The 22150-nt window shown below is 66.8% G+C and carries 14 protein-coding genes; 10 read left to right on the top strand and 4 right to left on the bottom strand.

The genetic code is table 11. The features are described 5' to 3' along the window. Nucleotides 1–104 precede the first annotated feature (104 nt). Entirely contained in the window at nt 105–4055 is a 3951-nt protein-coding gene (purL, locus tag LWH48_RS14980; RefSeq protein WP_232913165.1) for a phosphoribosylformylglycinamidine synthase, read from the top strand. A gap of 8 nt (nt 4056–4063) precedes the next feature. Further along, complete coding sequence (locus LWH48_RS14975) at nt 4064–5908, top strand: DEAD/DEAH box helicase (RefSeq protein ID WP_442908318.1); 1845 nt, start codon at nt 4064–4066, stop codon at nt 5906–5908. Nucleotides 5909–5960: 52 nt separating this feature from the next. On the opposite strand, the gene LWH48_RS14970 is transcribed toward LWH48_RS14975, so the two are convergent. Then, nucleotides 5961–6257 carry a PP0621 family protein gene (locus LWH48_RS14970; protein WP_232913164.1) on the bottom strand — a complete coding sequence of 99 codons (297 nt, stop codon included), beginning with the start codon at nt 6255–6257 and terminating at the stop codon, nt 5961–5963. Nucleotides 6258–6353: 96 nt separating this feature from the next. On the opposite strand from LWH48_RS14970, the gene LWH48_RS14965 reads away from it, so the two are divergent. Next, complete coding sequence (locus LWH48_RS14965; RefSeq protein ID WP_232913163.1) at nt 6354–7985, top strand: NAD+ synthase; 1632 nt, start codon at nt 6354–6356, stop codon at nt 7983–7985. 127 nt (nt 7986–8112) lie between these two features. Here the strand turns inward: LWH48_RS14965 and LWH48_RS14960 are convergent, their stop codons facing one another. Both LWH48_RS14960 and LWH48_RS14955 read right to left on the bottom strand, forming a co-directional pair. Continuing rightward, nucleotides 8113–9894, bottom strand: coding sequence for a diguanylate cyclase domain-containing protein (locus tag LWH48_RS14960; RefSeq protein ID WP_232913162.1), 1782 nt, complete (start codon nt 9892–9894; stop codon nt 8113–8115). Nucleotides 9895–10090: 196 nt separating this feature from the next. Beyond that, entirely contained in the window at nt 10091–10960 is an 870-nt protein-coding gene (locus tag LWH48_RS14955) for an outer membrane protein assembly factor BamD (RefSeq protein WP_232913161.1), read from the bottom strand. A 138-nt stretch (nt 10961–11098) separates the two neighbouring features. On the opposite strand from LWH48_RS14955, the gene rluD reads away from it, so the two are divergent. The 5 genes from rluD (at nt 11099) to ilvN (ending at nt 18340) form a co-directional block, all read left to right on the top strand. Beyond that, nucleotides 11099–12058, top strand: coding sequence for a 23S rRNA pseudouridine(1911/1915/1917) synthase RluD (rluD, locus tag LWH48_RS14950; protein ID WP_232913160.1), 960 nt, complete (start codon nt 11099–11101; stop codon nt 12056–12058). A 27-nt stretch (nt 12059–12085) separates the two neighbouring features. After that, complete coding sequence (pgeF, locus tag LWH48_RS14945; protein WP_232913159.1) at nt 12086–12841, top strand: peptidoglycan editing factor PgeF; 756 nt, start codon at nt 12086–12088, stop codon at nt 12839–12841. Nucleotides 12842–12996: 155 nt separating this feature from the next. Beyond that, nucleotides 12997–15603: an ATP-dependent chaperone ClpB gene (gene clpB, locus LWH48_RS14940; RefSeq protein ID WP_232913158.1), complete on the top strand. Its 2607-nt coding sequence runs from the start codon at nt 12997–12999 to the stop codon at nt 15601–15603. Between the two features lie 521 nt (nt 15604–16124). Continuing rightward, nucleotides 16125–17849, top strand: a complete 1725-nt coding sequence (locus LWH48_RS14935; RefSeq protein ID WP_232913157.1) for an acetolactate synthase 3 large subunit — start codon at nt 16125–16127, stop codon at nt 17847–17849. Next, nucleotides 17849–18340, top strand: coding sequence for an acetolactate synthase small subunit (ilvN, locus tag LWH48_RS14930; protein ID WP_089680772.1), 492 nt, complete (start codon nt 17849–17851; stop codon nt 18338–18340). Before LWH48_RS14935 ends, ilvN begins: the two co-directional genes overlap by 1 nt. A gap of 71 nt (nt 18341–18411) precedes the next feature. On the opposite strand, the gene ilvY is transcribed toward ilvN, so the two are convergent. Next, on the bottom strand, nt 18412–19299 hold the full coding sequence (gene ilvY / locus LWH48_RS14925; RefSeq protein ID WP_161430317.1) for an HTH-type transcriptional activator IlvY: 888 nt from the start codon (nt 19297–19299) through the stop codon (nt 18412–18414). 175 nt (nt 19300–19474) lie between these two features. On the opposite strand from ilvY, the gene ilvC reads away from it, so the two are divergent. Both ilvC and pssA read left to right on the top strand, forming a co-directional pair. Beyond that, a complete protein-coding gene (gene ilvC, locus LWH48_RS14920; protein ID WP_232913156.1) occupies nt 19475–20491 on the top strand; it encodes a ketol-acid reductoisomerase in 1017 nt (338 codons plus the stop codon). A gap of 148 nt (nt 20492–20639) precedes the next feature. Continuing rightward, on the top strand, nt 20640–21506 hold the full coding sequence (pssA, locus tag LWH48_RS14915; RefSeq protein WP_161430319.1) for a CDP-diacylglycerol--serine O-phosphatidyltransferase: 867 nt from the start codon (nt 20640–20642) through the stop codon (nt 21504–21506). Nucleotides 21507–22150 lie beyond the last annotated feature (644 nt).

Genomic DNA, 22150 nt, shown 5'->3' with positions numbered 1-22150 from the left:
TGTCATGTGGCGGATTTCTCGCCACCTGCGCTTTCCAGTATCATGTGCGCTCGTTGCCGCAGGCCGCGGCCCCCGATCGTGAAGACTCTCAGAGGCTCCTGGATATGCTCGAACTGCGCGGCGCCCCCGCCCTCTCCGCCTTCCGTCATGCCAAGCTGCTGGCCGCCCTGCGCGACGGCGTGGGTGACGTTGCCTCGCTCACGGCGGAATACGTGCACTTCGTCGACCACGAGGGCGAGCTGTCCGGCGAGGCCCTGGCCGTGCTTGAGCAGTTGCTCGACTACGGGGTCGAGCCCCGGGACGAGGATGTCCGCGAGGGCCAATTGTTTCTGGTGGTGCCGCGTATCGGCACCCAGTCGCCCTGGTCCTCCAAGGCGACCGATATCGCCCATAACTGCGGCCTTTCCCAGGTGAGGCGCATCGAGCGTGGCATCGCCTACCGGGTCAAGCTCAAGGGGATGCTCTCCGAGAAGGCCTTCGAGCGGATCATTGCCGCCCTCCACGACCGCATGACCGAGACGGTGCTCACCGACTCGAGCGATGCGGCCAAGCTGTTCGCCCACCACGAGCCGGCGCCGCTGGGCAGTGTCGACCTTCTCGCAGGGGGGCGCGAGGCGCTGGTCACCGCCAACACCGAGCTGGGCCTGGCCCTGGCGGATGACGAGATCGACTACCTGGTCGAGGCCTTCCGCGACCTGGGGCGCAACCCCACCGACGTCGAGCTGATGATGTTCGCCCAGGCGAACTCCGAGCACTGTCGCCACAAGATCTTCAATGCCGACTGGGTGGTCGACGGCGAGGCGCAGACGCACTCGCTGTTCAAGATGATCAAGAACACCTACCAGGCCTCGCCGGACGACATCCTCTCCGCCTACAGCGACAACGCGGCGGTGATCCGTGGCTGCGAGGCGCCGCGCTTCTTCCCGGCACCGCTGACCGGCCAGGCGGGGGAGCGTGCCACCTACGCGGGCCATGCCGAGCCGATCCAGATCCTGATGAAGGTGGAGACCCACAACCACCCGACGGCCATCGCGCCGCACCCGGGGGCGGCCACCGGCGCCGGCGGCGAGATCCGTGACGAGGGCGCCACCGGCATCGGCGGCAAGCCCAAGGCGGGACTCAGCGGCTTCACGGTATCCAACCTGCGTATCCCCGAGTTCGTGCAGCCCTGGGAGGCCTTCGACTACGGCAAGCCCGAGCGCATCGTCTCGGCGCTGGCGATCATGCTCGAGGGCCCCATCGGCGGCGCGGCCTTCAACAACGAATTCGGCCGGCCCAACCTCACCGGCTACTTCCGTACCTACGAGCAGGAGGCGCTGGGCGCCAACGGCATCGAGCGCCGCGGCTTCCACAAGCCGATCATGATCGCCGGCGGCTACGGCAACGTCCGCGACGGCCACGTGCAGAAGGGCGAGATTCCGGTGGGTGGCAAGCTCATCGTGATGGGCGGTCCGGCCATGCTGATCGGCCTGGGTGGCGGTGCGGCCTCCTCCATGGCCTCCGGCGCCTCCAGCGCCGACCTGGACTTCGCCTCGGTGCAGCGCGGCAACCCCGAGATCGAGCGCCGCGCCCAGGAGGTGATCGACCGCTGCTGGGCGCTAGGCGAGGCCAACCCGATCCGCTTTATCCACGATGTGGGGGCCGGCGGCCTCTCCAATGCGCTGCCGGAGCTGGTCAAGGATGGCTGCCGCGGCGGTCAGTTCGACCTGCGCGCGGTGCCCAACGCCGAGCCCGGCATGAGCCCGCTGGAGATCTGGTGCAACGAGGCCCAGGAGCGCTACGTGTTGGCGGTAGCGGCCGAGGATCTCGACACATTCGATGCCCTGTGTGCCCGCGAGCGCTGCCCCTATGCCGTGGTTGGCGAGGCTACCCAGGCCCACCACCTGGCGGTGCGTGACGGCCACTTCGAGAGCCAGCCCGTCGACCTGCCGATGAGCGTGCTGTTCGGCAAGCCGCCGAAGATGACCCGGGAATTCCAGCGCCAGGCCAACGAGCTGCCGGGGGTGATGCTCGACAACCTCGACCTGCGCGAGGCCATGGACCGCGTGCTGCGCCTGCCCACCGTGGCGTCCAAGAGCTTCCTGATCACCATCGGCGACCGCTCCATCACCGGCCAGGTGGCCCGCGACCAGATGGTCGGGCCCTGGCAGGTGCCGGTGGCCGACGTGGCGGTGACCACGGCCAGCTTCGATACCCATGCGGGCGAGGCCATGGCCATGGGCGAACGTCCGCCGGTGGCGCTGATCGACCCCGCCGCCAGCGCCCGCCTGGCGGTGGCCGAGGCGATCACCAACCTGGCCGCAGCGCCCATCGACAAGCTTTCCGACATCAAGCTCTCCGCCAACTGGATGAGCGCGGCCGACCACCCCGGCGAGAACCAGGCGCTGTATGACGCCGTCCATGCGGTGGGCATGGAGCTCTGCCCGGCGTTGGGCATCGCCGTGCCGGTGGGCAAGGACTCCATGTCCATGCGTACCGCTTGGCAGGAGGAGAATGCGAAGGGTGACGTCGAGGAGAAGAGCGTCACCTCGCCGCTCTCCCTGGTGATCACCGGCTTCGCCCCAGTCAGCGATGCCATGCGTACCCTGACGCCCCAGATCAACCTGGAGCAGGACGAGTCCGACCTGATCCTGATCGACCTGGGCGAGGGGCAGAACCGCCTGGGCGGCTCGGCGCTTGCCCAGGTCTACGGCCAGGTCGGTGACGAGGCCCCGGACCTGGATGACCCGGAGGATCTCAAGGCGTTCTTCGCGGTGATCCAGGGGCTCAACGCCGCGGGCAAGCTGCTCGCCTACCACGACCGCAGCGACGGCGGTCTGCTGGTGACCCTGCTGGAAATGGCCTTCGCCGCGCATGCCGGCCTGGAGATCAAGCTCGACTGGCTGGTGGATGAGCCGGTGGAGGCCTTCAACGCGCTGTTCGCCGAGGAGCTGGGCGCGGTGATCCAGGTGAGCCGCGAACACACCGAGGAGGTGCTGGCCCAGTTCGCCGCCGCCGGCCTCGAGACCTGCGGCGTCATCGCCCGGCCACGCTACGACGACCAGGTGCGGGTCACCCTCTTCGAGGAGCCGCTGCTGGAGACCACCCGGCTGCGCGCCCAGCGCACCTGGGCCGAGACCAGCTATCGACTGCAGGCGCTGCGCGATAACCCCGAGTGCGCCAAGAGCGAGTTCGATGGCCTGCTCGACGACCGCGACCCGGGGCTCTCCGCCACACCCACCTTCGATGTCGATGAGGATATCGCCGCCCCCTATCTCCAGGCACCCGGGCTCAACCTGGCGCGGCCCGCGGTGGCGGTGCTGCGCGAGCAGGGGGTCAACGGCCAGGTGGAGATGGCCTGGGCCTTCGACCACGCCGGCTTCGAGGCCGTGGATGTGCATATGAGCGATATCCTTGCGGGGCGGGTGTCGCTGGATGAGTTCAAGGGCCTGGTGGCCTGCGGCGGCTTCTCCTACGGCGACGTGCTGGGTGCCGGTGGCGGCTGGGCCAAGTCGGTGCTGTTCAACGAGCGTGCCCGTGAGCAGTTCGCGGCCTTCTTCGAGCGCGACGACAGCTTCTCGCTGGGCGTCTGCAATGGCTGCCAGATGCTGGCCCAGCTCAAGGAGCTGATTCCCGGCGCCGAGGCCTGGCCGCGCTTCGTGCGCAACGAGTCCGAGCAGTTCGAGGCCCGCGTGGCCATGGTCCAGGTGGAGGAGAGTCCCTCGATCCTGCTGGCCGGCATGCAGGGCTCGCGGCTGCCCATCGCCGTGGCCCACGGCGAGGGTCGCGCCGAGTTCCGCGACAGTGCCCACCTGCGCGGGATGCAGGGCAGCGGCGAGGTGGCGCTGCGCTACGTGGACAACTATGGCCAGGTGACCACTCGCTATCCGGCCAACCCCAACGGCTCGCCCTCGGGCATCACCGGCCTGACCACCCCGGACGGCCGAGTCACCATCATGATGCCCCACCCGGAGCGGGTGGTGCGTGCGGTGACCAACTCCTGGCGTCCGGCGGAGTGGACGCAGGATGGCGCCTGGCAGCGGCTTTTCCGCAATGCCCGGGTGTGGGTGGGCTGAGGGTTTTCGTGTTGCCCCATGACCCTGTACAGAAGGCGGCCTCCGGGTCGCCTTCGGCGTCTGCGGCCCCGGCACTGCGCCCCTACCAGCAGGAGGCGGTGCGCCGGGTGATCGAGCACTTCCGGGGCTCGGATGAGCCGGCGGTGGTGGTGCTGCCCACGGGCAGCGGCAAGTCGCTGGTGATCGCCGAGCTGGCGCGGCTGGCCCGGGGGCGGGTGCTGGTGCTGGCCCATGTGCGCGAGCTGGTGGAGCAGAACCACGCCAAGTACCAGGCCTACGGCCTGTCCGCGGATATCTTCAGCGCCGGCTTGGGGCGCAAGGAGAGCGGCCGCCAGGTGGTGTTCGGTTCGGTGCAGTCGGTGGTGCGCGGCCTAGAGCGCTTCGACGATGGCGACTTCACCCTGCTGGTGATCGACGAGTGTCACCGGGTCTCCCCCGCCGAGGATGCCAGCTATCGCCGGGTGATCGAGCGACTGCGCCGGGCCAACCCGCGCCTCAAGGTGCTGGGGTTGACCGCCACCCCCTATCGGCTCGGTCAGGGCTTCATCTATCACCGCCACCATCACGGCATGGTGCGCGGCGAGGCCGACGTCTTCTTCCGGGAGTGCGTCTTCGAGCAGCCACTACGCCTGATGGTCAAGCAGGGCTACCTCGCTGAGCCGGTAAGGGTGGATGCCGCGGTGGAGCGCTACGACTTCTCGGCGCTGGCTCCCTCCACCGGCGGCCTGTTCCGGGAGGAGGAGCTCAACCGGGTGGCGGCGGGTAACCGTGCCACGCCGGGGATCATCGCCGAGGTCATCGAGCGCGCCCGCGACCGCCAGGGGGTGATGCTCTTCGCCGCAAGCGTGGCCCACGCCGAGGAGATCCTTGGCTACCTGCCGGCGGCCGCGGCGGCGCTGATCACCGGCGAGACCCCCTCCACCGAGCGCGAGCGGATCATCGCCGCCTTCAAGGCCCGCGAGATCAAGTACCTGGTCAACGTGGCGGTGTTGACCACCGGCTTCGATGCCCCCCATGTGGACCTGATCGCCATCCTGCGTCCCACCGAGTCGGTGAGCCTCTACCAGCAGATCGTCGGCCGTGGGCTGCGCCTCTCGCCGGGCAAGCGCGACTGCCTGATCCTCGACTACGCTGGCAACCCCTGGGACCTCTATGCCCCGGAGGTGGGCTCGCCCCGGCCCGACTCCGACAGCGAGCCGGTGCAGGTGGAGTGCCCGGCCTGCGGACACGCCAACCTCTTCTGGGGCAAGCGCGATGGCGAACTGGTGATCGAGCACTTCGGGAGGCGCTGCCAGGGGCTGGTTCTTTCTAGTCGCGCCCGGCCCCGCGCGAAAAGCGAAAAATCAACGTCGACGATGGAGCAGTGTTCGTTTCGCTTTCGCTTCAAGGTGTGCGGGGAGTGCGGTGCCGAGAACGATATCGCCGCCCGGCGCTGCCACGGCTGCCAGACCCTGCTGGTGGACGCCGACGACAAGCTGAAGGAGGCGTTGCGCCTGCGCGACGCCCGGGTGCTGCGGGTGGCTGGCATGCAGCTCGAGGCCACCGTCAATGGCCGCGGCCAGGCGCGGCTCAAGGTCACCTATCATGACGAGGAGGGCGTAACGCTGGCGGAGTGGTTCGCCCTGGAGACCCCGGCCCAGCGCGGCGCCTTCGCCGCGGCCTTCCTGCGTCAGCACCTGCGGGCCCCGGGGGTCCCCTTCCGGCCCACCTCGCCCGAGGAGGTGGTCGCCGAGGAGCATAGGCTGCGTCATCCGGATTTCGTGGTGGGGCGCAAGGTGGGGCGCCACTGGCAGGTGCGCGAGAAGCTCTTCGACTATACCGGGCGCTATCGCAAGGCGGTCGAGGCGGGGTAGCTCAGCCGGCGTTGCCTCGAGGGCAAGCCGGGCGTGGCGAAGGGTCGGCGACTCAGGAACGCGGCTCGTCGTCGCCATCCCGGTCTTCCTGTTCCTGCTGCTCCTGGAGGTAGCGGTCGCGGTGGGCGCTGGAGCAGAACCACTCGCCTCTCTCGCGCTGGGCTTCGCTCTCCGGCACATGCACCTGGCACCAGGCGCAGCGAACCATCTGATTGCCCCCGGCGCCCTCGCGGTCGTCCTCCAGCAGCTCTTCGCGCTCCAGTTTCCATTCCCGGTAGATGCGGTACAGCTTGAGGCCGGCCAGGAACAGCACGGCGAAGATGATCAGGCGAATTATCAAGAGGTTCATCCAGGTGGCTCCCAGGTGGGGTGGTCGGCTTTGCCAGTCGGCCGCCCATGCGGGACAATGAGGGCATACATCGATTCTCGAGAGATTTCCAAGCCCATGCAAGACCTGACGCTGGTGATGGCTCAGCTGGACCCTCTGGTAGGGGATATTCCCGGCAACACCGAACGCGCCATCGAGGCGGTGCGTGAGGCGCGCATCGAGCATGGCGCCGATATCGTGGTGCTCCCCGAGCTGTTCCTGACCGGCTATCCGCCGGAGGACCTGCTGCTGCGCCCCTCCATGGAGACTCGCCTGCGTGCGGCGCGTACCCGCATGGCAGAGAAGGTGGTGCGCGACGTGCTGGTGATCGTCGGCTACCCCGGCCGCCGCGAGGGAAGGCTCTGGAACCTGGCCGGCGCGCTCTTCGACGGCGAGTGGCTGGGTGAGTACGCCAAGCAGGCGCTGCCCAACTACGAGGTGTTCGACGAACAGCGCTACTTCGCTCGTGGCAGCGAGCCGCTGGTGATCGAGCATCGTGGGGCGAAGCTGGGCCTGCTGATCTGCGAGGACCTCTGGGAGGAGGCGCCGGCGCGCCAGGCGAAGGAGGCCGGTGCCGAGATCCTGATCAGCCTCAACGCCTCGCCCTTCCACCAGGACAAGCCCGCCGAGCGGCTGCGCCTGCTGGAGGAGCGCGCCGCGGCGGTGGCGCTGCCCATCGTCTACGTCAACCAGATCGGCGGCCAGGACGAGCTGGTGTTCGACGGCGGTTCGGCCTGCGTGGATGCGACCGGCGAGCTGGTGGTGCAGGCCCCTCACTGGGCGGTGGGGGTGATGCCGGTGCAGTTCATCCACCAGCAGGGCGCCTGGGTGCCCCAGGCCGGGGAGACCGAACCCGACGTCACTCCGGAGGAGAACCTCTACTGTGCGCTGGTCACTGGCTTGCGCGACTACGTCAACAAGAGCGGCTTCGAGGGCGTGGTGCTCGGGCTCTCGGGGGGGATCGATTCCGCGCTGTCGCTGGCCATCGCCGTGGACGCCCTGGGCCCGCAGCGGGTGGAGGCGGTGATGATGCCCTACCACTACACCGCGGATATCTCGAAGGAGGACGCCGCCAGGCAGGCCGACATGCTCGGCGTGCACTACGAGGTGATGCCCATCGAACCCATGGTGGAGGCGTTCATGACGACGCTGGCCGGAGCCTTCGAGGGCACGCAGCGCGATACCACCGAGGAGAACCTGCAGTCGCGCTGTCGCGGCGTGCTGCTGATGGCACTCTCCAACAAGAAGGGCCTGATGGTGCTGACCACTGGCAACAAGAGCGAGATGGCGGTGGGCTACGCCACGCTCTACGGCGACATGGTGGGCGGCTACAACGCCATCAAGGATGTCTACAAGACCTGGGTCTATCGCCTGGCGCGCTGGCGCAACACCCAGTCGCCGGCGATCCCCGAGCGGGTGATCGAGCGCCCACCCTCCGCGGAGCTGGCCCCGGACCAGCAGGACAGCGATTCGCTGCCCGACTACGACACCCTGGACGCCATCCTGGTGCGCTATATCGAGGGCGACATGAGCGCCGAGGCGATCATCGAGGCGGGCTTCGACCGCGACGACGTCTACCGGGTGGTCAAGCTGGTGGACCGCTGCGAGTACAAGCGCCGTCAGGCGCCGGTGGGCGTGCGGGTGACCCGGCGAGGCTTCGGCCGCGATCGCCGCTACCCCATCGTCAACGGCTGGCAGCCGGGGGAGTAGCAGCAGCCAAGCCGCCAGCCTCAAGCGGCCAAGCCGTGAGGTAGACCATCGACATCCCATCGGGCCAGCCAGGTGGGGTGTTTCTTTTTCTGCGGACTGTCCCAGGCGTCATCTGGTCACCAGACCCTCAGGCTGCGTGGCGGCGCCAGGTGTTGCGGCCGGCCTGCTTGGCACGGTACATCGCCGCGTCGGCGGCCTCGAGCAGTGCGTGCCCTTTGTCACCATCCCCGGGATAGAGTGCGATGCCCACGGAGACGCCGATGCGGATCTCGTGCCCGTCGAGGGTGAAGGGGGCGGTGAGGGCCTCGATCAGCTTGACTGCGACGCGGATGGCGCCCTGGTCGTCGTCAACCGGCATCAGCACGGCGACGAACTCGTCACCGCCCAGCCGGGCCAGGAAGTCGGCCTCGCGCAGCGCCCCGCGCAGGCGCCGTGTCACGGCTCGCAGCAGGTCGTCGCCGGCGGCATGACCGAGGCTGTCGTTGACCTCCTTGAAGTGGTCCAGGTCCAGGAACAGGACTCCCAGCCCGAATGCCTCGCGGTGTGCCAGTCGCATTCCCTGGGCCAGGTGCTGCTCCAGGTGGAGGCGATTGGGCAGTCCGGTCAGCTCGTCGTGCAGGGCACGGTGCTGGATCTCTGCCTCGGCGGCCTTCTGGGCGGTGATGTCGTTGAAGATATGGATATGACGCCGTGGCCGCCCCTCCTCGTCGCGCACCGTGCTGATGGTCTGCAGGGCGGTGAGGATGCTGCCATCGGCGCGGCGGTAACGTACCTCTCCCTGCCAGGCATCCCGCTGGGCCAGGGCTTCGCTGCCCGCATCCAGCTTCTCGGCAGTGTCGCCATGGACGGCAATCAGCGCCTCCAGCGGTTGTTCCCTCACTGCCTCGGGAGGGTAGCCCAGCAGTCGGGTGAAGGCCGGGTTGATGTCGAGCAGGTGCTGGTCGGCATCGGTGATGGCGATCGCCTCGTGGGCATGGCGGAAGACGCTGGCCGCCTGACGCAGTTCCTCGTCAGTCTCGGCCAGCCGCTGCGCCTGGTTGGCCACCTGGGTGAGCAGCGGGGCAAGGGCGCGGCTGACGACGGCAGTGCCGAGCAGGGTCAGCAGGCCTACCGCAATCACGGGCCACAGCAGCTGGTCCCAGACGGCGTGCAGGATATCGGTATCGGGGATCGCCACTCGCAGCTCCCAGCCGGGGGTCTCGAGGGGCACACGGTAGATGGCCTGATGCGGCTCGCTGCGTGCCGGGTCGAAGGGAGTGAGGCTCGCTCCCGACGCAGTGGAGGTGAGCTGGAGTCCGCTTTCCTGCTCGACCAGCACCTGGCGCACGTTGGGGCCGAAGCGTCGGCCATCCTCGAGCAGCGCGGCGAGCCGCTCGGTGCTGAAGACCAGGATGTCGCGACCGATGGGTTGGCCATGCTGTCCGGCAATCGTCAGGCAGGTCTGCAGCAGCGAAGGGTCGTCCTGGATCAGGACGACACGGCAGGTGGCGACATCGCTGGCCTCGGCAAGTGCCGGTAGCGTGGCGAGAGACGGGGGCGTGCCCAGTTGTGCGACCGCCTCATCTGCCGGGCCCAGACGCAGTATGCCTCGGATGTCGCGGATCTCGTCGAGGGCGTCGGCCAGTCGGGGCTCGGTGAAGCGCCGGAGTGCCGGCAGCGAAACCTCTCCCAGGGTGTACTGCTCAAGGCGCTTGCGAATCTCGCTGCGGCTGGCGAGCTGGCGAGCGATATCGACGTAGCGAGTCAGTTCGTGATGCAGGACTGCCGCCTGGGCTTCGGCCCCGAGGCGGGTCGTCTCCTCGACGCTGTCGCGGGCGGCCAGGTAGAAGGGCAGGGCGGTGGCGAGTCCGGCCAGCAGGCCGGTGACCAGGATGCCCAGGGCGGCCAGGATCCGGATGTGCCGGTGCATCCGGCGGATTCGCTGAGTGACGCGCGACGGGTCGCCTGGACTCATGGGGGGCCTATCGGTCAGGAGAGTCGTGATGCCATGCTTGGCTCAGTATACCTAGGAATGGTGCTGGTCGGCTCTTGTATCTTGGTCCATATGCAACATGGGGCCACCAGCAAGGCTGGCGGCCCCATGAGACGGTTCGGGTGGGGTGGGCTCAGGCAGAGATTGATTCGGCGTCGACATGGCGTGGCTCGAAGGTGCGGCCACGCAGCTGGTCGTGGTTCGGGGCGTTGTCGATCAGCACCCGGAGCACCTCGCGGGCGCGGTCGCGCATCTCCAGGCCCAGGTAGCCTTCCACCATGACCGCCAGGGCATCACGAGTCGCCTCGCTCTCCGGGTAGTTCTCTACCACCCAGCGGCCCCGCTCCACGGCGGCCAGGTAGGCACCGCGGCGCATGTAGTAATCGGCCACGTGCAGCTCATGGCGTGACAGCAGGTTGCGCAGGTAGACGATGCGCTGGCGGGCATCGGGGGCGTACTGGCTGTTGGGGTAGAGCCGGACGAGCTCGCGGAAGTCGGTATAGGCGTCGCGGGAGGCGCCCAGGTCGCGCTTGGAGATATCGATCAGCTTGAGGCGCTCGAGGCTGAAGCGCCCAGCCTGCCAGGCGGCCAGCCCGCGCATGTAGAGCGCATAGTCGGCCTGGGGATGGCTGGGATGCAGGCGGATAAAGCGGTTGGCCGCGGCGCGGGTCGCTTCCCAGTCGTCGATCTCGTAGTAGGCGTAGATCAGCTCCAGCTGGGCCTGCTCGGCGTGACCGCCGAACGGGAAGCGGGTGTCCAGCGCCTCGAGCCGGGAGATGGCGGCAGTGAAGTTGCCGCGGTCCAGGGATTCGCGCGCCTCCTCGTAGAGCTCGCGCTCGCCGAGGTTGGCATACTCGACCTCTTCATCCGCGACCTGCGAGGAGGTACTGGCACCCTCGTCGCGAGAGTCATCGGCGCCGCCGCCGAACAGCGAGCAGCCGGTCAGCAGGCTGGTGGCCAGGAGCAGGGCCGCGAAACGGGCAGGGGTGTTGGAAACGCGCATCGTGATCCTCGTGGCAAACAACGCGGACAGGCCGTGTTAGAATCGGCTCTAAACCCGCTCACTATAAAGCACTGCGTGGCAAAACGCAGTCATCGGCGGCGCCTCGATCCTGATCCCCGCAAACGGTCACCCTCTTCCATGTCCCAGACCTTCGAAGCACAGCAGCGTGTTCCCGACGCCATGGCCGGTCAGCGCCTCGACCAGGCCGCCGCGGAACTCTTCGCCGATTTCTCCCGCGAGCGCCTCAAGGCCTGGATCAAGGCCGGCGACCTGACCCTGGACGATCGGCCGGCACGGCCCAAGGACAAGGTCTATGGCGGCGAGTGGCTGCGCCTTTGCACCGAGGTCGAGGACGATACTCGCTTCGAGCCCGAGGACATCCCCCTGGATGTGGTCCACGAGGACGACCAGGTGCTGGTGATCAACAAGCCGCCGGGCCTGGTGGTGCACCCGGCGGCAGGCAATCCGGATGGCACCCTGCTCAATGCCCTGCTGCACCACGACCCGGCGTTGGCGTCGGTGCCCCGGGCCGGCATCGTCCATCGCCTGGACAAGGACACCAGCGGCCTGATGGTGGTGGCCAGGACCCTGACCGCCCAGACGGCGCTGGTGGAGCAGCTGCAGGCGCGCACGGTGTCGCGGGAGTACGATGCGATCTGCGTGGGTGTGATGACCGCCGGTGGTACGGTGGATGCGCCCATCGGCCGGCACCCCAAGGATCGCAAGCGCCAGGCGGTGACCGCCTCGGGCAAGCCGGCGGTGACCCACTACCGGGTGGTGGAGCGCTTCCGCGCCCACACCCATGTGCGCTGCCGGCTGGAGACCGGGCGCACCCACCAGATTCGCGTGCATCTCGCCCATCTGCGCTATCCCCTGGTCGGCGACCCCGTCTACGGTGGCCGTCTCAAGCTGCCGGCCGGTGCCTCGGAGACGCTCAAGGAGATCCTGCGCGAGTTCCCGCGCCAGGCGCTGCACGCCCGCAAGCTGGCCTTCGTGCACCCGGGGAGTGGAGAGAAGGTGAGCTTCCGGGCGGCCCTGCCGGACGACCTGCTGATGCTGCTCGACTACCTGCGCGACGATCACCGGACGATGCGCTGACTACCCTGCCGTGACGAGGAAACTGCCATGAGCGACGCCCCCGACCTGCGGCCCTCCCTGGTCATGCCCGACTGGCCGGCGCCCACCTCCGTGGGGGCCTTCGTCACCACTCGTGAGACCGGTCCCAGCCAGGGCGACTTCGCCTGCTTCAATCCTGCCGATCACGTGGGCGACAACCCCGACCATGTGGCGCTGTGCCGGCGGCTGCTGCAGAAGCAGGTCGACGAGGAGCGCCCGCTGCTGTGGCTCAACCAGGTGCATGGCGCCCGGGTACAGCAGGCCTATGCGGCCGAGCCGCCCGAGGCCGACGCCGCGGTGGCCTTCAATCGCGACTATGCCTGCGTGGTGCTTACCGCCGACTGCCTGCCGGTGTTCCTCTGCGACCGCCGCGGTGAGCGGGTGGCGGTGGCCCACGCCGGCTGGCGCGGGCTGGCCGGCGGCGTGCTGGAGGCCACGGTGGCCGCACTGGGTGTGCCGCCGGAGGAGCAGTTGGCCTGGCTGGGGCCGGCGATCTCCAATGCCCAGTTCGAGGTAGGGCCCGAGGTCTACCAGGCCTTCGTCGGCGTGCACCCTGAGGCCGCCGATGCCTTCGACCCCAGCCCCTATCGCCTGGGCCACTACATGGCCGACCTCTACCGCCTGGCGCGCCTGCGCCTGGAGCGTCTGGGTGTCTCGCATATCAGCGGCGGCCACTTCTGCACCGCCTGCGAACCGCGCTTCTATTCCCACCGGCGCGATGACGGCCGCACCGGCCGCATGGCCAGCGTGATCTGGCTGCGCTAGCCCCCTTCCTCCTTTGACCCGCGTCAACTTGTCACGCGCTTCCCCTGGCGGCCGACTTGAAACCCGGCCAGCCTGACGCCATTGAAGGTGTCAAGACATTCACAGGGTCAAGCGGGGCGTCCGACCGCCTCGCCATCCCGATGGAGGAAGTTACTATGCGTTTCGACAAGTTCACTGCCAAGTTGCAGAACGCCGTGGCCGACGCCCAGTCGCTGGCCGTGGGGCGTGGGCATAACCAGCTGGAGCCCGGCCACCTGCTGCTGGCGCTGCTGGAGGCCACCGATACCGGCGTCAAGGCGCTGGTGCAGAAGGCCGGAGGCGATGCGGCTCGCCTGCGTGACGGCCTGGTGGGCCACCTCGACGACCTGCCCAAGGTCGCCAACTTCGACGGTGAGGTGCAACCCTCCCGCGACCTGATCAAGCTCTTCAACCTTACCGACCGTGAGGCCCAGAAGCGCGGCGACCAGTACATCGCCAGTGAACTGGTACTGCTGGCCGCGCTGGAGATGGGGCACGCGGTGAGCAAGCTGCTGACTCAGGCCGGGGTCACTCGCAAGTCGCTGGAGACTACTGTCGACAGCGTGCGCGGCGGCGAGAAGGTTGATGACCCCAATGCCGAGGACCAGCGCGAGGCGCTGGAGAAATACACCCTGGACCTCAACGAGCGAGCGGCCAGCGGCAAGATCGACCCGGTGATCGGCCGTGACGACGAGATCCGTCGCACCATCCAGGTGCTGCAGCGGCGTACCAAGAACAACCCGGTCCTGATCGGCGAGCCCGGCGTGGGCAAGACCGCCATCGTCGAGGGCCTGGCCCAGCGTATCGTCGATGGCGAGGTGCCCGAGGGGCTCAAGGACAAGCGTGTGCTGTCGCTGGACATGGGCGCGCTGCTGGCCGGGGCCAAGTTCCGCGGCGAGTTCGAGGAGCGCCTGAAGGCAGTGCTCAAGGAGCTCGCCCAGGAGGAGGGCCGGGTGATCCTGTTCATCGACGAGCTGCACACCATGGTCGGCGCCGGCAAGGCCGAGGGCGCCATGGATGCCGGCAACATGCTCAAGCCGGCCCTGGCGCGCGGCGAGTTGCACTGCGTGGGCGCCACCACCCTGGACGAGTACCGCAAGTACATCGAGAAGGATGCCGCCCTGGAGCGTCGCTTCCAGAAGGTGCTGGTGGACGAGCCCTCCGAGGAGGACACCGTGGCGATCCTGCGTGGCCTCAAGGAGCGCTATGAGGTGCACCACAAGGTCGACATCACCGACGGCGCCATCATCGCCGCGGCCAAGCTCTCGACCCGCTACATCACCGACCGCCAGCTGCCCGACAAGGCGATCGACCTGGTCGACGAGGCCTGCTCGCGCATCCGCATGGAGCTCGACTCCAAGCCAGAGGAGATGGATCGCCTCGACCGCCGGCTGATCCAGCTGAAGATGGAGCGCGAACACCTCAAGAAGGAGACCGACGAGGCCTCGCGGAAGCGGCTCGAACACCTCGAGGAGCAGATCGAGGAGCTTTCGCGCGAGTACGCCGATCTCGACGAGGTCTGGAAGGCCGAGAAAGCCAGCATCCAGGGGGCGGGCCAGTTCAAGGAGGAGCTCGACCGCGCTCGTGTCGAGCTCGAGCAGGCGCGCCGCCAGGGCGACCTGGCGCGGATGTCGGAGATCCAGTACGGGGTGATCCCTGATCTGGAGAAGAAGATCGCCGAATCCAGCGAGGCGGAGGCCGATACCTCCAAGCATAAGCTGCTGCGCTCCAACGTCACCGAGGAGGAGATCGCCGAGGTGGTCTCCCGCTGGACCGGCATCCCGGTCTCCAAGATGTTGGAGGGTGAGCGCGACAAGCTGCTGCGCATGGAAGAGGCGCTGCACGAGCGGGTGATTGGCCAGGACGAGGCGGTGACCGCGGTGGCCAATGCGGTGCGCCGTTCCCGGGCCGGCCTCGCCGATCCCAACCGGCCCAACGGCTCCTTCCTGTTCCTTGGCCCGACCGGGGTAGGTAAGACCGAGCTCTGCAAGTCGCTGGCCAACTTCCTCTTCGACACCGAGGAGGCGATGGTGCGCATCGACATGTCGGAGTTCATGGAGAAGCACTCCGTGGCGCGGCTGATCGGCGCGCCTCCCGGCTATGTCGGCTACGAGGAGGGCGGTTACCTGACCGAGGCGGTGCGCCGCAAGCCCTACTCGGTGCTCCTGCTCGACGAGGTGGAGAAGGCCCACCCGGACGTCTTCAACATCCTGCTGCAGGTGCTGGAGGATGGTCGCCTCACCGACGGTCAGGGGCGCACCGTGGACTTCCGCAACACCGTGATCGTGATGACCTCCAACATGGGCTCGGACATCATCCAGCGTATGGGTGGCGACGATACCCACTACGAGCAGATGAAGAGTGCCGTGATGGAAGTGGTGGGCAGCCACTTCCGCCCGGAGCTGATCAACCGCATCGACGAGGTGGTGGTGTTCCACGCCCTCGGTCAGGAGCAGATCCAGGCCATCGCCGGGATCCAGCTGGACCGCCTGCGCGCGCGGCTGGCCGAGCACGAGCTGTCTCTCGAGGTCAGCGATGCCGCCATGGCCCAGCTCGCGGTCGTTGGCTTCGATCCGGTATTTGGCGCGCGCCCCCTCAAGCGGGCCATCCAGGCCCGCATCGAGAACCCGCTGGCCCAGGATCTGCTGGCCGGCAAGTTCTCTCCCGGTGACGTGATCCGGGTGGATGCCGACGAGGATCGGCTGGTGTTTCGCAACGCCCGGAGCGACGCCGCTGCGTCGTGATGAAGAGTGTGCCGTCGGGGGCATGTGCCGCTGGCGGACCTCGCATCCTGGTGCCCCCTGTCTAAACTGAATGGCAGGTTGCGTCCTGTAACCCCCTTGCCCGTCCCTCCCCACGAGTGGACGGGCTCTTTTATGGCGTCCTGGCCCCTGGGTACCTTGCCGAATGGCCAGTAATGGGCTACCCACGCTGTTTCCGCGGTTGACACTGCTACGGCGCTAATGGAATCTTGACCCTTCCTGATACGGGCACGGACCCAGCGGGCAACCCCCCATCTCCGTGTGAAGGGTAGGCCTCACGGCCTCTACTCGCCGAAGGACTTCCGATTGCGGGCCCATCGCCCCGGTCGGCCAACGCCCCGCCGCGGCGAACCGCCGTGATGAGAGTGCAGGCCCCAACAGGGCTTCTTGCCAGGGTTTGGCATCAGGTGCCGGCACGGCCGGCAGCGGCATACCGCCGCACTCGACACCGTCTCCCGTCGCGGGGACGGATCGCACTCGAGACCTCCAGGGGAGACACACACGTGGAATTACTTTCCGGCGCGGACATGATCGCCCGCTTCCTGCAGGATGAGGGCGTCGAATATATCTATGGTTATCCCGGTGGCGCGGCGCTGCATATCTATGACGCCCTGTTCCGCCAGGACAAGGTCAAGCACATCCTGGTTCGCCACGAGCAGGCCGCCACCCACGCCGCCGACGGCTATGCCCGGGCTTCCGGCAAGCCGGGCACCGTGCTGGTGACCTCAGGCCCCGGCGCCACCAACGCCGTCACCGGCATCGCCACCGCCTACATGGATTCGATCCCGATGGTGGTGCTGTGCGGCCAGGTGATGAGCCACCTGATCGGCGACGACGCCTTCCAGGAGACCGACATCGTCGGCGTGACCCGGCCGATCGTGAAGCACAGCTTCTCGATCCGCCACCCGAGCGAGATTCCGGAAGTCCTCAAGAAGGCCTACTACCTGGCCGCCACTGGCCGGCCGGGACCGGTGGTGGTGGACATTCCCAAGGACATGACCGCACCCACCGAGCGCTACGAGTACGTCTACCCGAAGAAGGTCAAGATGCGCTCGTACAATCCGGTCACCCGCGGTCACAGCGGCCAGATCAAGAAGGCCGTGGAGCTGATGCTCAAGGCCAAGCGCCCGGTGTTCTACACCGGCGGCGGTGTGGTTACCGGGCGGGCCAGCGAGGGGCTGACCGACCTGGTCAAGCGCCTGGGCTACCCCATCACCACCACCCTGATGGGCATCGGTGCCTACCCCCAGAGCGATCGTCAGTGCCTGGGCTGGCTGGGCATGCACGGCTCCTACGAGTCCAACATGGCCATGCATCATGCCGACCTGGTGATCGCCATCGGCGCTCGCTTCGACGACCGCGTGACCAACAACACCTCGAAGTTCTGCCCGACTGCCAAGGTCATCCATGTGGATATCGACCCGAGCTCGGTCTCCAAGACCGTGCGTGCCGATGTACCCATCGTGGGGCCGGCGGGCAGCGTGATCAGCGAGATGATCAGCCTGGTGCAGGGCAAGGAGATCGCCCATCCCGAGGCCCTCCAGGAGTGGTGGCAGAAGATCGACGGCTGGCGCGAGGAGCGTGCCGGCAAGCTCTACGAGCCTTCGAAGCCCGGTGAGACGATCAAGCCCCAGGAGGTGATCGAGGCGCTGTGCCGGGTCACCCGCGGCGAGGCCTATGTGACCACCGACGTGGGCCAGCACCAGATGTTCGCGGCCCAGTACTACAAGTTCGACAAGCCCAACCGCTTCATCACCTCCGGGGGGCTGGGCACCATGGGCTTCGGCTTCCCGGCGGCCATGGGCATCAAGCAGAACTTCCCCGACGAGCAGGTGATCTGCGTCACCGGCGAGGGCAGCTTCCAGATGATGATGCAGGAGCTCTCCACCTGTAAGCAGTTCGGGGGCGGCGTGAAGATCGTCAACCTGAACAATGCCTCGCTGGGCATGGTGCGCCAGTGGCAGGACCTCAACTACAAGTCGCGCCACGCCCACTCCTACATGGAGTCGCTGCCCGACTTCCAGAAGCTGATCGAGTCCTATGGCTTCACCGCGCTGAAGGTCGAGACCCTCGACGAGCTCGAGCCGGCACTGGAGCGTGCCTTCGCCGACACGCACGAGCTGGTGTTCCTCGACGTGGCGGTCGACCCGCACGAGCACGTCTATCCGATGCAGGTGCCCCTGGGCTCCATGCGTGACATGCTGCTTTCCAAGACGGAGCGGACCTGATGCGCCATATCATCTCGATTCTGATGGAAAACGAACCGGGCGCCCTGTCTCGCGTGGTGGGGCTCTTCTCGCAGCGCAACTTCAACATCGAGACGCTGAACGTGGCGCCTACCGAGGATCCGACCCTGTCGCGCCTGACGGTCACGACCGTGGGTGACGACCGGGTCATCGAGCAGATCACCAAGCACCTCAACAAGCTGATCGATGTGGTCAAGCTGGTCGACCTCACCGAGGGCAACCACATCGAGCGCGAGCTGATGCTGGTGAAGGTGAAGGCTCTGGGCTCGACTCGCGACGAGGTCAAGCGCACCGCGGATATCTTTCGTGCACAGATCGTCGACGTGACACCGAGCTTGTTCACAGTGCAGATCACCGGCGACGCCGGCAAGCTCGACGCCTTCCTGCAGGCCATGGAGCCGGTGGGGGTGCTGGAGGTGGCGCGCACCGGGGTCTCGGGCATCGCCCGCGGCGACAAGGTACTGTCTCTGTAGGCCTCCTGCACAAGCGCCAACAAAACACAAAGGCCGCCCCGAGGGGCGGCCTTTGTGCGTCTGGGCCCGGCTCAGCGTTCCACTACCTCGTCCCAGAGCGCGCGGATCAGCGGACTCCTGAGGCGCCGCTCAAGCACGCAGAGGCCGACGTCATAGTGCGGCAGCTCCGGCTTCACCGGCAGGATACGCACCCGTTCCCGCAGCGGGCTGTTGTCGAGCACGATCCTGGGCACCACGCCGATGCCGAAGCCCAGCCCCACCATGCTGACGATCGCCTCGTGGCCGGCCACCTGGGCATAGATCCGCGGCGTCACGCCCAGGGCCCGGAACCAGGTATCGGCATGGCTGCGTGACAGGCCGGCTTCGGAGAGGATCATGGGTACCTCGCGCCATTGTTCGGCGCTGGGTGACTCCGGCCTGGGCGGGATCCAGTCGGGCGTTTCCCGGGGAGCGATAAAGACCAGCGGCGCCCGGGTCAGCGACTTGAAGGCCAGCGCCTCTGGTGTCTGACGCGGACGTGGCGTGATCGCCATGTCCTCATCCCCGGCGAGCACACGGCTCATCGCCTCGGCGGGGTCGCCGGTATGCAGCTTGAGCTCGATTCCGGGGTGGCGACTGCGGAACTCGCTGAGCAGTTCGTAGAGGAAGCTGTAGCTGGCGGTGACCGAGCAGTAGACGCTGATCTCGCCGGTGAGCCGTCGGGCCTCGCTCATCAGCGACAGGCGCAGCTCCTCCCAGCGCTCCAGGGTCTCCCGGGCATAGTGCTGGAAGGTCTCGCCCTGGCGGGTGAGGGCGACGTGTCGGTTGTCGCGCTCGAACAGGGTCACTCCCAGGCTCTCCTCCAGCTGGCGGATGGAGCGAGAGAGAGTGGAGGTGCTGACGTGGCATGCCTCGCTGGCGCGCCCGAAGTGCAGGGTGTCGGCCAGGGCGAGGAAGTGGTTGAGGGGGCGCATGTCCATACCAGCAATTATTGCATATCCCGGGATGTAGCGTTGCAAATATCGCGTTTTACGCAATGGCGAGGCTGGCGTATTGTTGAGCCATCGGATGCCGCGAACCCAGTCCCGCGTCAGACGGGGCGGGTGGCCATCAACGCTGACACCCTCACTTATTTCATGTTTTCAGGAGCACGATATGCACGTTTACTACGACAAGGATTGTGACCTCTCCCTCATCCAGGGCAAGAAGGTCGCCATCGTGGGTTACGGCTCCCAGGGCCATGCCCACGCCAACAACCTCAAGGAGTCCGGCGTCGATGTGACCGTCGCCCTGCGTGAAGGCTCCTCCTCCGCCGCGAAGGCCGAAGGTGCCGGCCTCAAGGTCGCCAGCGTACCCGAGGCATGCAAGAACGCCGACGTGGTGATGATCCTGGCGCCGGACGAGAACCAGAAAGCGATCTACGAGAACGAGGTCGAGCCGAACCTGAAGCAGGGCGCCACTCTGGCCTTCGCCCACGGCTTCAATATCCACTACAACCAGATCGAGCCGCGCAAGGATCTGGACGTGGTGATGATCGCTCCCAAGGCCCCGGGCCATACCGTGCGCTCCGAGTTCGTGCGTGGGGGCGGTATTCCGGACCTGATCGCCATCCATCAGGACGCCACCGGCAACGCCAAGGAGCTCTCCCTCTCCTACGCGGCAGCCATCGGCGGCGGTCGCAGCGGCATCATCGAGACCACCTTCAAGGACGAGACCGAGACCGACCTGTTCGGCGAGCAAGCTGTGCTTTGCGGCGGCGCCGTTGAGCTGGTCAAGGCCGGCTTCGAGACCCTCACCGAGGCAGGTTACGCCCCGGAGATGGCCTACTTCGAGTGTCTGCATGAGCTCAAGCTGATCGTCGACCTGATGTACGAGGGCGGCATCGCCAACATGAACTACTCCATCTCCAACAACGCGGAGTATGGCGAGTACGTGACCGGCACCGAGGTGATCAACGAGCAGTCTCGCGCCGCCATGCGCAATGCGCTTAAGCGCATCCAGACCGGCGAATACGCCAAGATGTTCATCAACGAGGGTAACAGCAACTACCCCTCCATGACCGCGCGTCGTCGCTTGAACGCCGAGCATGAGATCGAGCAGGTGGGTGCCAAGCTGCGCGGCATGATGCCGTGGATCGCGGCCAACCAGCTGGTGGACAAGAGCAAGAACTGATCGAGTCGGCAACTCGAGAAGAGGATCAGGGGCGCGGGCAACCGCGCCCCTGGTCGTTTCCGGGTGGTGCCAGTTGGCATGGTTGGCTTTGCGCCCATGGGTGGCCGTGCAAGAATGGCCCCATGATTTCCAGGCAACGGATGAGACGATGAGTCAGGATCCCCGCAGCAATGAGCATGATGCCTCGCCCCACAGCGAAGGGCCGCCTCGGGAAGAGGAGCGCCCCCAGGACGAGGACCTGGCGTCGGTCTTCCTGCGCGAGACGGAGGTGATCGAGGAGGCCGAAGAGGATGGCCGCACCGTCAGGCGCAAGGGCATCTACCTGCTGCCCAATCTCTTCACCACCTCGGCGCTGTTCGCCGGCTTCTTTGCGGTGATTGCCGGCATCAACGGCGACTTCACCGCCGCCTCCGTGGCGATCTTCATCGCCATGGTGCTCGACGGCCTGGATGGTCGCGTGGCCCGGATGACCAACACCCAGAGTGCCTTCGGTGCGGAGTATGACAGCCTCTCCGACATGCTCTCCTTCGGAGTGGCGCCGGCGCTGGTCGCCTTCACCTGGATCCTCCAGGATATCGGCAAGACCGGCTGGGTGGTGGCCTTCCTTTATGTGGCCTGCGCCGCCCTGCGCCTGGCACGCTTCAACGTGCAGATCGGCAGCGTCGACAAGAAGTGGTTCATCGGCCTGCCCAGCCCCTCGGCGGCGGCGCTGGTGGCGGCCAGCGTCTGGACCTTCCACAGCTTCGATGCCGAGGCCTTCGGCTTCAAGCTGCTGATGTTGGTGATCGTGGCTGCCGCCGGCGTGCTGATGGTCAGCAATATCCGCTACTACAGCTTCAAGGATATCGATCTCAAGGGACCGGTGCCCTTCGTGGTGCTGCTGGCCATCGTGCTGGGCTTCGTGGTGATCAGCGTGGAGCCCTCGGTGATGTTGCTGCTGCTGTTCGGTGCCTATGTGGTTTCTGGCCCGGTGATGGCGGCGATGCGCAAGCTCAAGCACCAGCCCGAACCCTGAAAGTTTCCTGTTTGTCGGTTGGCTACGCCCGCTTTGTGCGGGCGTCGTCGTCTCTGACACTTTTTTATCCGGGAGGTCTTGCACGCTGCCGGGGAAAGCCGTAAAGTACGCATCCGCTGCCGGCGACGGGCACACGTTGCAGGCGGTGGAAGTGGCAGAAGTGATTGTTCTGCATGGAGTTTTTCGGTTTACTTTCGAAACATTCCGATTGACAATCACGGCACGTTCGGTAGAATGTGCGCCACTGGATTCGCAGCCATCTCGGCAGGAAGAGATGGGCGGTCAGCGGGAGCACGGACGGGATGCAGCGCATCGCCAGTCACCGCTTGACACCGCCAGGCGAATCGGTAGAATACGCCTTCCTCGCAGGGCGCTGGCGACACGGAGTTCGCTCCGGCCGGCAGCAAGCGAGACGCTTCACCCGACAGGGTTTGAAGCCGCTCTTTAACAATCGATCAGGTAATTCATGTGGGCGCTTGCTGATGGCTCGGTGATCATGTCATTGAACCATCAAGGCAAGCGACTCGTCATAGATCTTCGGATCTATTTGAGAACGTTTGAACCTTGAGCCAAGTTTGGTGCTACTTCAAGCACTTATGATCTTAAACTGAAGAGTTTGATCATGGCTCAGATTGAACGCTGGC

The sequence above is a fragment of the Halomonas sp. G15 genome (genome assembly GCF_021282295.1).
In the GTDB taxonomy this organism is placed as follows: domain Bacteria; phylum Pseudomonadota; class Gammaproteobacteria; order Pseudomonadales; family Halomonadaceae; genus Halomonas; species Halomonas alimentaria.
This window is presented reverse-complemented; position numbering and strand designations above follow the sequence as displayed.